This is a genomic window from Pseudorhodoplanes sp., assembly GCF_050250235.1.
Taxonomy (GTDB): domain Bacteria; phylum Pseudomonadota; class Alphaproteobacteria; order Rhizobiales; family Xanthobacteraceae; genus Pseudorhodoplanes.
The window spans coordinates 1-11,716 of the sequence record NZ_JBFWPA010000160.1 but is presented as its reverse complement, the minus strand read 5'-3'; the positions used below and the strand labels follow the sequence as shown (position 1 = coordinate 11,716).

Below are 11,716 nucleotides of genomic sequence, written 5' to 3'. Positions count from 1 at the left end.
AAGCTCGCGAATCTTTGCGATCAGCGAATGCCGATAGCCCTCGCTCGTGATCGCGCCCTGGACGTCCGGTTTCTGGATGCAGTCGAGCGCACCGATCGAGAGCGCGCGCAACGTGACTTCCGCATTGCGTCGGGTCAGCGTCGAAGCCATCACGACGGCGAGACCGGGCTTTTTTTTCAACAGGAGTGGCAGGGCCGTGATGCCATCCATGTCGGGCATGTCGACATCAAGGACCACGACGTCAGGGTCGGCGCGTTCGACATAATCGAGAGCCTCGCGTCCGGTCCTGAGCGAGGCCACGATCACGATTCCGGGCTCAACATCTACCCAGCGCCGGATGAATCCGCGCGCCACCGCGGAATCGTCGACGACCATCACGCGCAAAGCTGTCGCCGACGCCGGTGGCGGCCGGGTGTCCCTGTCTGAAAGCGCCGTCACCCTGCCCCCTGAAGCGAGTGATCCGCAACCGGATCAGATCAAGCCGACTTCCTGGAACTTGGCCTCGACAATATCGCGGTCGAACGGCTTCATGATGTATTCGTTCGCACCGGCGTGCAGCGCACGCGCGATATGAGCTACATCATTCTCGGTGGTGCAAAATACCACCTTCGGCTGGTCGCCGCCCGGCATCCGACGCAGCGCCTTCAGAAAATCGTAGCCGTCCATTTTCGGCATGTTCCAGTCGAGCAGGATCGCGTCGGGTAGCATGCGGTGACACATGTCAAGCGCCTGCTGTCCGTCCTCGGCCTCCGTGATCTGGAACTCCATGCCTTCCAGAATTCGCTTTGCCACTTTGCGGATGACGCTGGAATCGTCAACAACCAGACAGGTCTTCATGGTATCTCACCCTTGCTTTTCTAGCGGACCGTCCGCATCTTTCGCCGCCTTATGCGGCCATTTCGTTGAATTTCAGATCGAGTACCCTGTCGACATCCAGAACGACCAGAAGGCCGTCCTCCATGCGATGAACGCCGGAGGCGACGCGCTTCAGCCGCTCGTCGAGATTGACCGGCACGGGCTCTGCGGTATCGGCGCCAAGCCGGACAACCTCTCCGACACCGTCGATCACGAGTCCGTAGGACTCGCCTTCGCATTCGATACCGACCGCCATCTGGCCACGGCTGGCTCCGCCCTCCACGCCAAGTCGCTTGCGCAGGTCGATCGCCGTGACGATGCGCCCGCGCAAGTTGATGACGCCAGCAACATCGTCGGCAGCAAGCGGCACCCGCGTTACAGCGCTCAACACGAACACGTCCCGGACGCGGGCGATCGCAAGCCCGAAAGCCTGTTTACCAAGGATGACCGTGACATACTCGGCGCTGGTCGGTGGCGGGTTCGACATGGCGTCAGGCGGCCTTGCTGGCGGTGGCGTCCGCCTGTTCCTTGATCGCAGCGACCAGGCCCTGACGATCGAACTTGGCGACGAAATCGTGAAAACCGGCGCGGCGCACCCGCTCGATCATGTCGCGCGAGGTCATCGACGACAGCGCGATAAGCGGCGTATGCGCTGTCGCGGCTTCGGCGCGAAGCGCTCTTGCCAGCGCGATTCCGTCCATGCCCGGCATCTGCAGATCGGTGACGATCAAATCGAAGATTCGGCCGCTGCGAACCAGGCCGAAGGCCTCGTGTCCGCTGGAAGCGGTTGTAACGGCATAGCCCGCCGCGCGCAGCACTGGGACCAGCATATTGCGGAAGAAGGCAGAATCGTCGACGAGCAACAGGTTTCGACGTGCCTTTTGCGCGAAGCTGCTGCCGAACCAGTCGGAATAAGCAATCGGCAGATAATAACCGACATCGACAATGTCGGTCGCCTCGCCCTTTACGATGGCAGAACCCACGATGCCCGGGCGACCATCGCTCACCTCGATCTCGAACTCCTCCTCGACGATATCGACGATCTGGTCGACCACGAGCGCCATCGAGCGCGCGCCGTCCGAAAACACCAGCAGCGGCTGCGAGCCCGATTCCCTGATCCGCACGCAGTCGCCCGGACAGATCAGCGGCATCAGGTGACCACGATATTGCACGAGGTGGCGGCTGCCGACGACCTCTATGCTGCTCACGTCGATCTCTTCCAGTCGCGTCACCAGCGACAGGGGCACTGCACGCGGCGAATTGGAGCCCGCGCGGAAAATCAGAAGCGCTGTCTTGTTCCGTTCAGGGTCCTGCCTTGCAATCTCGGCCGCGGTATCAAGCCCCATGCCGGCCGTGCGAACCGATCCAAAGGCTGCAGCGATGCCGTTGGGATCAAGAATCATGATCACCGCGCCATCGCCAAGAATCGTGTTGCCCGAGAAGGCCTGGATATGACGCAGCCTGCTCGCCAGCGGTTTCACGACGATCTCTTCGGTGTGAAAAACCCGGTCGACCACGATGCCGAAGGCTTCCGTGCCGACCTGCGTTACCACCACGAACCCGCTCTCGGCGTGCCGTGCTTCGGGGTCGGCGAGTCTGAGATACTGACGAAGAAAGATCAGGGGGAGAAGCTTGTCGCGAAGTCGCAGGACGGGTGTGTCCTTGATCCGCTCGATTCGATGTTCGCCATCGGCGCGCACGCGCACGAGCTCCATCACGGCGACCTGCGGCATGGCAAAGCGCTCACCTGCCGACTCGACAATCAGCGCAGAGACGATCGCAAGTGTCAGAGGAATCTTGATGGTGAATACCGTACCCTGCGCCGGCACCGACTTCACATCGATGGTGCCGCCGATCTGATCGATATTGCTCTGCACGACATCCATGCCGACGCCGCGGCCAGAAATGTTCGTGACCGCGTTCGCGGTCGACATGCCGGCGGCAAAGATGAAACGCTGGATTTGCACCTCCGACATCTTGTCGAGCTCGGATTCGCCCGCGAGTCCAAGAGCGCGGGCCTTCGCGCGGATCTTGCGGGTATCGAGGCCGCGGCCGTCGTCGGACAGCTCGATGATGATGTGGCCGCCCTCGTGGCGTGCGGTCAGGCGGATGGATGCGCGCTCGGGCTTGCCGGCGGCGCGCCGGTCGGCCGGAGATTCGATGCCATGATCTGCCGAATTGCGCACCATGTGCGTCAGCGGATCCCTGATCAAGTCGAGCACCTGCCGGTCCAGTTCGGTTTCCGCCCCCTGCATTTCGAGCTCGATATGTTTGCCAAGTTCGGCAGACAGGTCGCGAACCAGCCGGGGCAGCTTCTGCCAGGCGCTGCCGATCGGCTGCATCCTGGTCTTCATCACCCCTTCCTGCAGTTCCGCGGTGACATGGGAGAGGCGCTGCAGCGGCAGCTTGAACTCGGTTTCGGCCTGACGACGCGCCAGTTCCATCAGCTGGTTGCGGGTGAGCACCAGCTCCGACACCATGGTCATCAGGTGTTCGAGCGTCTCGACGTTGACGCGAATCGAATGGTTCGCAGCTTTGATGTCCTGCCGCTCAGACGAACGTGCGGTATCGGTCTTTTGCGACCGCACCGGCCCCGGCGTTTCGCGAAATGCGCGCTCCAGTTCGTCGAGCGTTGCCTCGCCCGGCCGGAGCGGCCGTTCCAGCACCTGATAGACCAGGGACCCCGACGTATGATGGGCCGTCTCCGGCACATATTCCTGCGCCAATGCGTCGAGCCGATCAATCAGATCATCGTCGGACCCGGGCGGCTCGCTCTGACGCTGCTCCAGCGCCGCCAGAATGTCCTTGATGCGATCGAGCGTCGCGAGGATGAGCGTGACCGCATCCTGCGCGACCGGCATGCCGTCGCGAAAACGTCCCATCAGGCTTTCGGCGGCGTGGGCCAGCATCGCGAGGCGTGGCAGATTCAGAAAGCCGCAGGTGCCCTTGATGGTGTGGACGAGACGGAAAATGTTGGCGAGGATTTCCGCGTTGTTCGGCTCCTGCTCGAAACGCACGAGCTCGGAATCGACCGTGTCGAGACTTTCATGCGTCTCGGTCAGGAAATCCCGCAACAACTCGTCCATGGCAACAGGCCTTCTGCGCCGGAATCGCTCCAGCGCCGCACCGCTCGACCATGGTAGTGTGTTGGTAACCGTTTAATATTGCGTAAGGGCAGACCGAGGAAGCGGATGAATTAACGCTTCGTTCATCGTCGTGAATCATTCGTTCCCGCAAGCCACGGGAAATCACGATTTGCGGTCCGCTGGAAAGCCCAACGGTCCGGAGCATTGGCTATTGGGCGGCGATGACGATGACTTCGCCCTCGTTGGTGGCCCCGACGGTAAGCCCGCAATCCCTGGCAAGCAGGCTCGTGTAGTAGGGCTGCACCGCATGCGCATCGACGGTGCCGTCATGGCAGCCGCCGGCGAGCAGTTCCGGAACCGCCTGCGGCACCTTGGCATAGCCGCCGGTCGCGGAAATCCGGAACGCCATGGCGTCGCCGGATCCCGCCGGATCAACCGTGATCTGACCACCACGCGGAATCGACTGCCCGGCAATCAGCAGCATGTTGAGCAGCAGCTTCACCCGGTTCTTGGGCAGAAGCACGCGCGGCAAATTCCACGCAATCTTGGTCTTGTCATCTTCCAGAAAGGATCGCGCGACCTTTTCGGCGTCCCCAAGATCGATCTGGGCGCCCGCCGAGCCTGCGGCGCCGAAAGCAAGCCGGCAGAACTGAAGCTTCGCGGACGCCTGTCGCACGCTTTTCTTGATCAGGTCCATGGCGAAGGCCTTGGTTTCCTGGTCGTTGTCGTCCTCCATCACTTCGAGGCCATTGACTATCGCGCCGACAGGGCTGATCAGGTCGTGACAAACGCGCGAGCACAACAGGGCGGCAAGATCCAATGACCCGATATTGGCGGCAGACGTGGCGGACATGAGCCTGGCTCCGATCAAAACGGCGGCGGAACGCGAATCACTCGATCCTGATGCGGCCGGGCGCTTGATACACCGCGCACGCCGCAGCGCCAAGCCGCGTCTGCCGGCGTCCGAAATCGCGCCTCGCGCGCCGGGGAGCGCGACATGACGAGCGACCTTGCGGACCCGCACTTGCTCGATGAGCTGACCACAATCGCATCCACCGCAGGCGCGGCGATCATGCAGGTCCGCAAGGCCGGCGCTGCGATCCGAACCAAGGCCGATGCGAGTCCCGTCACAGAGGCGGATGAAGCCGCGGAAGCCATCATTCTCGCCGGGCTCGAACGGACCCTTCCCGGCATCACGGTCGTATCGGAGGAAGCCGCATCCCAGGGAACGCTTCCGGACTTGCAGGATATTTTCATCCTGGTCGACCCTCTCGACGGGACCCGCGAATTCATCGATGGCCGCGACGAATTCACCGTGAACATTGCGATCGTCCGCAACGGGCGGCCGGTTGCCGGCATCGTCGGCGCGCCGGCACTCGGCATCATCTGGCGCGGGGCCATGGGAACGGGTTCAGACCGAATCCGCCTGCGGCCAGGCGCCGCTGCGAAGGATGCCGACGAGCGGATGGTCCTGCGGACGCAGGCGCATCGGAAAGGTCCCTGGCGCGCCATGGTCAGCCGCTCGCATCTCGATCCCAGGACCGAGCAATGGCTGACGCGCTTTCCCGCGGTGGAGCGCATGGATTGCGGCTCGTCGGTAAAATTCTGCCGGATTGCCGAAGGTGCGGCAGATGTCTATCCGCGGCTTGGCCGGACTTCGGAATGGGATATCGCGGCAGGCGACGCAGTTCTCAGCGCCGCCGGCGGCGCGGTGCTGACACCGGAAGGCGAGCCGGTCCACTACGGCCAGATCGCACGCGACCTCAAGGTGCCGTGCTTCGTCGCGTGGTGCGATGCTGCGGATGCGTCGAAGTATTCCTGATTACGGCGCCAGCATGTGGCCGACATGGGGCCATTGGGCGTCCGCCTGCAGCGCCGCGGACCCGGGATCGTCGTTGAACGCTTTCCGGGCATCCTGCGAATAGAACAGGTAGAGCCGGTCGTTGTAGATCGCCCAGAAAGCGGGATGGCCGGCGCGCGCAACATTGTTCGCGATCGCCACCGGATCGTGGCCGCCATATTGCGGCATGTAGATATCGGGATCGGCGGCGAAGGCCGCACGGTTGCCCTCATTGTGGAAGCGCCAGGCGACTCCGCCATGCTTCAGTTCGATGTCCTCGCGTCCGAGTCTGGGTGCACGGTCGGTGAAATAGGCCACCGGATCGTAGCCGTAGATCGCGAGCCCGGTATGGTGGTCGACCACAATCTGCTCGGTCGTGGCAGCGTGGACGACAGGCGACAGGGCCGATTGCGGAATGCCCGAGAGGATGAGCAAGAGCGCGCCTGCGCCGAAGCGCGGGCGTTGACGGCGCAGTGTTGTCATGATTCGGTCCAACAAGTGTTCCGATTCGGATGCCCATTAGCTGACAGCATTCGCGTGAGTAACCGGTTAAGCCACGCAGCCGCCTCTTATTGTCCATGGAGCACATGATGCGTTCGCTGATTCGCGTTCTGGCCATCGCGGCCGTCCTGGCCTGCGCCCATGGCCAGCCGGCCGTGGCGCAACAGCCGCAACCGGCGCCGCCGCCTGCGCCTTCTGCCGCGCCCCAGGCCCAGCAACCGCAATTTTCCTCGAACGAAATCCTCGACAACGGCCACCGTTTCTTCGGAACCGTATCGCGCGGGCTGGCCCAGGTGGTCGAAAAGGCCTTCAGCCAGTTCGGCCAGCCCAATGGCTATATCCTCGGCGAGGAAGCGGGCGGGGCGTTCGTCGCCGGGCTGCGATACGGCGAGGGCACGCTCTACACCAAGAATGCCGGCGATCTGCGCGTGTTCTGGCAAGGCCCCTCGATCGGCTTCGACGCCGGCGGCGAAGGTGCGCGCACCATGATGCTGGTCTACAATCTGCCCGCCACCGAGACGATCTACAATCGCTTCGGCGGCATCGACGGCTCTGCCTATTTCATCGGCGGCTTCGGGATGACCGCGCTCGGTGCCGGCAATATCGTTGTCGTCCCGATCCGCGCCGGCGTGGGGCTCCGGCTGGGTGCCAATATCGGATATCTGAAGTTCACGCCCAAAGCGACCTGGAACCCGTTCTAGCCACGCGGAGCACAGGCCATACGAGGCCTGGGTCCTCGCGAATTGCCTGCGCAAGGCTGGCGGCATCGCGGATCGGCGGCGCCTTCACGGCGCCTCTTGCAGCCGCAGCGGAATTTGCTTTCACGTCGGGTATGAGCCGGTTTAGGTTAATCGGGGGAGGCGCTGGCGAACGGCAGCGCCGCCATGGCATGGTTCCGTAGCGTCCCGTGTCGCGCCCGTTCGCTTACTCGCGCCCGTCGGTGGAGTTTCCGTCATGATCGAGCCGGCCATGTATCTGGGCATCGGCTTTCTGGTGGCGAGCCTGTTCGGGCTCATCTTCATCCCGCTGGTTCACGCGCGCGCCGTCCGGCTGACGGTACGGCGGATGGAGGCGGCAACGCCGCTGTCGATGGCGGAAATCCAGGCCGACAAGGACCAGCTTCGCGCCGAATTCGCGATGTCGACCCGACGGCTCGAAATGAATGTCGAGCAGCTCAAGGCCAAATCCACCAGTCAACTGGCCGAACTGGGCAAGAAGAATGATGCGATCAATCGCCTGAAGGTGGAACTCGGCGACAAGGCCGCGACTATTTTCGCGCTGGAGGCCCGCGAAAAGGCGCTGAAGGACCAGATGAAGGCCACGGAGGACGAACTTTCCGTCAAGACGCTGGGCCTGCACGAAACCGAACGCAGCCTGTCGGACAAGGAAGCCGAGATGGCGCGCGTGTCCGGCGAACTCGGCGACCGTACCGCGACGACCGAAGCACAACGAGTCGAACTGATTTCGCTCAAGACCCAGATCGATGCGCTCAAAATTCGCATCGTCGATTACGAGCGCGACATCAGGAAGACCGAAGACCGGCTCGACAAGGAGCGCCAGGAAGCGACGAGCGCATCCCACAGCCTCAACGAGGAGCGCAGCAAGGTTGAAAATCTCGGCAAGCGCATCGGCCAGCTCGAACAGCAACTGGTCGCGCAAAGCACCGAAGCCGAATTGCTCGGCAAGCGGGTGGCCGAGCTCGAGACCCGGATCGCCGATCAGGGGCGCCTCCTGGTCGAGCGTGAATACGAATGCGACCGGCTGCGCACCGAACTGGAAAATGCGCGGCGCACCAGCTTCCATTTGCGCGAGGAACTTGCCTCGGCCGGCAGCCAGAACCGGGAGGCGGTGCAGAATCTGACTGCGGAGAAGGACGTGCTGCAGAAGGAGTTCGATCTCGCCCATGCCGAACGGACCAAGCTGCAGACCGAAGTAGCTGCCATGAGGCGGGAGGCGGAAGCCAGCTGGGCGGCCGAACGGGTGGAGAACGCGCTGCTGCGCGAACGCATCAACGACGTGGCCGCCGAGGTCGCGAAGCTTGCGATCACCCTCGAAGGGCCGAACTCTCCGATCGAGGCGATCCTGGCGTCCTCCGAGCCCGCCAGCCCGGCCTCCGCGGCCCGCATCGCGGCCAGCGGCCCGCTGGCGCCCCCGGCGAACGACACCGGCGACGACGAGAAGGGCAGCCTGGCCGATCGCATGCGCGCGCTGCAGACCCGGGCGTCGCGCCTGACGACATCATCCTGACCAAGATTTGCAGTCATTTCCGAGGCGACGGCTCTCCAGCGGCGCGCTGCCTCGGAGGCTCGTGTCGGAGCATCGGACAATCATGAAGGTCACGCGTATCGGGCCCCTGATCGGCAGCCTTCGGGCCATGACGCGAACCTCACACGTGCTGATCGCTCTGACGGCGACCATATTCGCGGCCATAATATGGGCCGGTTCGGTCACGGCCGAGAATTCCGAAGTCGCCGAACGCCGCAGCGCCGAACGCAAGACCTTTACCGACGCCGAGATCGCCGACGGCTTCTTTCGCATCGTGTTCGGCGCCGAGTTCCATGTCTCCGGCCGCGTCGACCGCATTCGCAAATACGAGATGCCGGTGCGCGTCTACGTCGACAACCGTGCGAAGCCCGATCGAGGCAAGCAGGTTGCGTCCGTGGTCGACGACATCCGTTCCAAAATCCGTCACCTCGACATCGCGATGGCCGACAGCCGCAAGGAAGCCAATGTCACCGTGACGCTGGTTCGCGACCGCGACATCGAAAAGACCATCCGGCGATTCTACGGGCGCGAGCAGGCCGCAAGGATCGTGAAGTCGCTCGAACCGCAATGCCTGTCCGGATTCCGCAAGGACGACCTGTTCCGCATCCAGCATTCCGACGTGATCATCGTGGTCGATGCCGGCGAGTTCGTGTTTCAGGATTGCATCTACGAGGAATTGCTGCAGGCACTCGGCCCGATCAACGACGACGACGAATTGCCCTTCACGATGTTCAACGACGAAGTCCAGATGGGCTTCTTCGACATTTACGATCAATATCTGCTCAACATCCTGTACGATCCGCGCATCCGCGCCGGCATGACCAAGGACCAGGTCAAGGACTTGCTGCCGCAAATATTGCCGGATGTACGCGCCTGGGTCAGCAAGGTGAACGGGCTGAAGGAATAGGTCACAATCCCTTCAGCCACGCGAGAATGTCGCCGCGCGACTGATAGGGCGTCGACAGATGCATGCTGGCCGACACAATATACTTGCTTTTCGGATGCCGGGCGCCGCGGCCATAAACATAGTCCTTGCCGTGAAGGATCATCGGATCGGCAATCCCCACGATCCATAGCAGGGGGACATCGCCCATCGCTGCCGCGTTCTTCGGCATGACCGCCGGTCCGTCGGGATCGAACATCGACACATAGACCGCTGGCGTCGCGCGCACCGAGAACGGGATGCCTTGCGCAAGATCGGGAAACGACATGCGCACGTCGCCCTTGCCGGCCGCGATCATCTTCCTGGCCTCCGCAATCGCCCCTTGGGTGCGCGCCCGCAGCGCCCAGGCCTCCGGCAGATGGCCAGGCGCAAGCGCCACCACGGCATGCAGATTCTTGCGGCGCGCCGCGTATCCGATCGCAGCATTCGCGCCGAGGCTGTGACCCATCACCACGATCTTCTTCGCGCCTGCCTTCTTGAGCCGCTCGGCGGCGCCGTCGATCTCGGTCATCGCCTGGTCGAAGGTCGCGTCATAGATGCGCCGCGCCGACCACGGCATTTCCGGCGCTTCGACCAGCGCACCTTCACGCTTCAGCGACTGGTGCAGGCCCTCGATCATGGTGGTGGGCGTACCGCCCTTGCCGTGGATCAGCACGACGCCAAGCCCGGACAGACTGCCCTGCTGTGCGAGCGATGCGCGGCCGGCGGCCGTCGCCATCAGCAAGGCGAACAGCCCGAGGACGATCTTGCGCTTGCGCGTGGCCATGAGCCCGACTCTAGTGCCGCCGATTTGAAGTTCCTGCACCGCCAGCCGCAAGCTCCCGTCAGGAACTTCAGATCGAAAGCGGCACCAGAATTATGGACTTGCCAGTGCCCCTTGGTTTCGAAGTTCGTGTAAGAGATTGCTGCGACGTATCACGAACTTCGGAAACCGGGCACTCGGCTTCGTCCGAATCATCCGCCCGATCATAAGGCAGACGCCGGCGGGCGCGCGACCCCCGCGGGCCGCCGATTTTGTCGCAGCTACTCGGAAACTCCGATCAGGCTCGATAGCCGCTCCGGATCGTTCCGCAGCGGCTGCGAGGGCCCGTCGTAAACGATGCGGCCCTTGTCCATGACCACCGTGCGCGGCGAAAATGCGAGTGCGACGCGGCTGTTCTGTTCCACCAGGATAATGGTCAGCGCCCCCTCGTCGCGGAGCTTGCCCAGCACATCGGCCAGGGTTTCGACCAGGACCGGCGCGAGCCCTTCGGTCGGCTCGTCCATCAGCAGGACCTCCGGATTGGTCAGCAGCGCGCGCGCAATCGACAGCATCTGCTGCTCGCCGCCGGAAAGCTGGTTGCCCATATTGCCAAGCCGCTCGCGCAGCCGCGGAAACAGATCGAAGATGCGCGCCTCGGTCCAGTAGCCGGGCCGTGCGGCGATCTCGAGATTTTCACGCACCGAAAGCGACGGGAAAATCTCGCGCTCCTGCGGCACAAGGCCAAGTCCCTTCAGCGCGCGCTGATAGACCGGCATCTGCGTGATTGGCTGCTCACCGAGCAGCACGTCCCCCTTGCGCATACTGGTGTGACCCATGGCCGTCACCAGCAGCGTGGTCTTGCCGACCCCGTTGCGCCCGATGATGCTGACGCTCTCGCCCGGCGCGACCGACAGGTCGACATCCTCCAGCACGATGGTGTCGCCATAGCCGGCAGACACGTTTTTCCAGGCCAGCGCGCTAGCCATGCGCCGCCTCGTGGGTGGCCTGTCCGAGATAGACCGCGCGGACGTCGGCATTGGCACCAATTTCCTTCGGGGTGCCCTCCGCGAAAATCCTGCCTCCCACCAGCACCGTGATGCGCTCGGCGAAGCGGAACACCAGGTCCATGTCGTGCTCGATGATCAGCACGCCAATCTCCTTGGGCAGCCGCGCGATCGCATCGAGAATGATATGGCTTTCCGCGCTCGGAACGCCCGCGGCCGGTTCGTCGAGCAGCAGGACCCTGGGTGCAAGCCCAAGCGCGATCGCGATCTCTACCAGACGCTGGCGGCCATAGGGCAGTTCGGAAATCCTGTGTCCGGCATCATCCTGCAGCTTCAGCATCTCGAGCAGCGCCATCGAGGCGTCGATCACGTCGCGGCGCTTGCCGGCGGGCTTGAACATGGTCGGGGCGGCGCCGAGCTGCTCAGAGACCGGGATGTAGACATTTTCCAGCACCGAGAGCCCCCGGAACAACCGGTTGA

At 63.3% G+C, this 11,716-nt stretch carries 13 protein-coding genes; 4 read left to right on the top strand and 9 right to left on the bottom strand.

Going from position 1 to position 11,716, the window contains the following annotated elements:
* From AB7F49_RS34170 to chpT, 5 genes are all read right to left on the bottom strand, one after another.
* Nucleotides 1-438: response regulator (locus tag AB7F49_RS34170; protein ID WP_428530652.1), on the bottom strand; the 438-nt coding region annotated here is incomplete at its 3' end.
* Nucleotides 439-471: 33 nt separating this feature from the next.
* Nucleotides 472-837, bottom strand: coding sequence for a response regulator (locus AB7F49_RS34165; RefSeq protein ID WP_428530649.1), 366 nt, complete (start codon nt 835-837; stop codon nt 472-474).
* Between the two features lie 49 nt (nt 838-886).
* A complete protein-coding gene (locus tag AB7F49_RS34160; RefSeq protein ID WP_428530646.1) occupies nt 887-1,342 on the bottom strand; it encodes a chemotaxis protein CheW in 456 nt (151 codons plus the stop codon).
* 4 nt (nt 1,343-1,346) lie between these two features.
* A complete protein-coding gene (locus tag AB7F49_RS34155) occupies nt 1,347-3,941 on the bottom strand; it encodes a chemotaxis protein CheW (protein WP_428530643.1) in 2,595 nt (864 codons plus the stop codon).
* Between the two features lie 208 nt (nt 3,942-4,149).
* On the bottom strand, nt 4,150-4,794 hold the full coding sequence (chpT, locus tag AB7F49_RS34150; RefSeq protein ID WP_428530640.1) for a histidine phosphotransferase ChpT: 645 nt from the start codon (nt 4,792-4,794) through the stop codon (nt 4,150-4,152).
* A 144-nt stretch (nt 4,795-4,938) separates the two neighbouring features.
* Here chpT and cysQ point away from each other — a divergent pair, with 144 nt between their 5' ends.
* Nucleotides 4,939-5,763 (top strand): 3'(2'),5'-bisphosphate nucleotidase CysQ, encoded by an 825-nt coding sequence (gene cysQ, locus AB7F49_RS34145; protein WP_428530637.1) that lies wholly within the window; start codon nt 4,939-4,941, stop codon nt 5,761-5,763.
* On the opposite strand, the gene AB7F49_RS34140 is transcribed toward cysQ, so the two are convergent.
* Nucleotides 5,764-6,264, bottom strand: a complete 501-nt coding sequence (locus AB7F49_RS34140; RefSeq protein ID WP_428530634.1) for a YHS domain-containing (seleno)protein — start codon at nt 6,262-6,264, stop codon at nt 5,764-5,766.
* A 107-nt stretch (nt 6,265-6,371) separates the two neighbouring features.
* Between AB7F49_RS34140 and AB7F49_RS34135 the strand changes: the two genes are divergently transcribed.
* The 3 genes from AB7F49_RS34135 (at nt 6,372) to AB7F49_RS34125 (ending at nt 9,454) form a co-directional block, all read left to right on the top strand.
* Entirely contained in the window at nt 6,372-6,983 is a 612-nt protein-coding gene (locus tag AB7F49_RS34135) for a DUF1134 domain-containing protein (protein ID WP_428530631.1), read from the top strand.
* 253 nt (nt 6,984-7,236) lie between these two features.
* On the top strand, nt 7,237-8,529 hold the full coding sequence (locus AB7F49_RS34130) for a hypothetical protein (protein ID WP_428530629.1): 1,293 nt from the start codon (nt 7,237-7,239) through the stop codon (nt 8,527-8,529).
* An 82-nt stretch (nt 8,530-8,611) separates the two neighbouring features.
* Nucleotides 8,612-9,454, top strand: coding sequence for a DUF2927 domain-containing protein (locus AB7F49_RS34125; RefSeq protein ID WP_428530626.1), 843 nt, complete (start codon nt 8,612-8,614; stop codon nt 9,452-9,454).
* A gap of 1 nt (nt 9,455) precedes the next feature.
* On the opposite strand, the gene AB7F49_RS34120 is transcribed toward AB7F49_RS34125, so the two are convergent.
* The 3 genes from AB7F49_RS34120 to AB7F49_RS34110 all read right to left on the bottom strand — a co-directional run.
* Complete coding sequence (locus AB7F49_RS34120; RefSeq protein ID WP_428530623.1) at nt 9,456-10,256, bottom strand: alpha/beta hydrolase; 801 nt, start codon at nt 10,254-10,256, stop codon at nt 9,456-9,458.
* Between the two features lie 257 nt (nt 10,257-10,513).
* On the bottom strand, nt 10,514-11,218 hold the full coding sequence (locus AB7F49_RS34115) for an ABC transporter ATP-binding protein (RefSeq protein WP_428530620.1): 705 nt from the start codon (nt 11,216-11,218) through the stop codon (nt 10,514-10,516).
* A partial coding sequence (locus AB7F49_RS34110) for an ATP-binding cassette domain-containing protein (protein ID WP_428530617.1) occupies nt 11,211-11,716 on the bottom strand: 506 nt, incomplete at its 5' end. The genes AB7F49_RS34110 and AB7F49_RS34115, both read right to left, overlap by 8 nt.

Bases quoted from the DNA above. Each gene is read 5' to 3' on its own strand.
- AB7F49_RS34165 (WP_428530649.1), bottom strand. From the start codon at position 837: ATGAAGACCTGTCTGGTTGTTGACGATTCCAGCGTCATCCGCAAAGTG.
- AB7F49_RS34160 (WP_428530646.1), bottom strand. From the start codon at position 1,342: ATGTCGAACCCGCCACCGACCAGCGCCGAGTATGTCACGGTCATCCTT.
- AB7F49_RS34155 (WP_428530643.1), bottom strand. From the start codon at position 3,941: ATGGACGAGTTGTTGCGGGATTTCCTGACCGAGACGCATGAAAGTCTC.
- chpT (WP_428530640.1), bottom strand. From the start codon at position 4,794: ATGTCCGCCACGTCTGCCGCCAATATCGGGTCATTGGATCTTGCCGCC.
- cysQ (WP_428530637.1), top strand. From the start codon at position 4,939: ATGACGAGCGACCTTGCGGACCCGCACTTGCTCGATGAGCTGACCACA.
- AB7F49_RS34140 (WP_428530634.1), bottom strand. From the start codon at position 6,264: ATGACAACACTGCGCCGTCAACGCCCGCGCTTCGGCGCAGGCGCGCTC.
- AB7F49_RS34135 (WP_428530631.1), top strand. From the start codon at position 6,372: ATGCGTTCGCTGATTCGCGTTCTGGCCATCGCGGCCGTCCTGGCCTGC.
- AB7F49_RS34130 (WP_428530629.1), top strand. From the start codon at position 7,237: ATGATCGAGCCGGCCATGTATCTGGGCATCGGCTTTCTGGTGGCGAGC.
- AB7F49_RS34125 (WP_428530626.1), top strand. From the start codon at position 8,612: ATGAAGGTCACGCGTATCGGGCCCCTGATCGGCAGCCTTCGGGCCATG.
- AB7F49_RS34120 (WP_428530623.1), bottom strand. From the start codon at position 10,256: ATGGCCACGCGCAAGCGCAAGATCGTCCTCGGGCTGTTCGCCTTGCTG.
- AB7F49_RS34115 (WP_428530620.1), bottom strand. From the start codon at position 11,218: ATGGCTAGCGCGCTGGCCTGGAAAAACGTGTCTGCCGGCTATGGCGAC.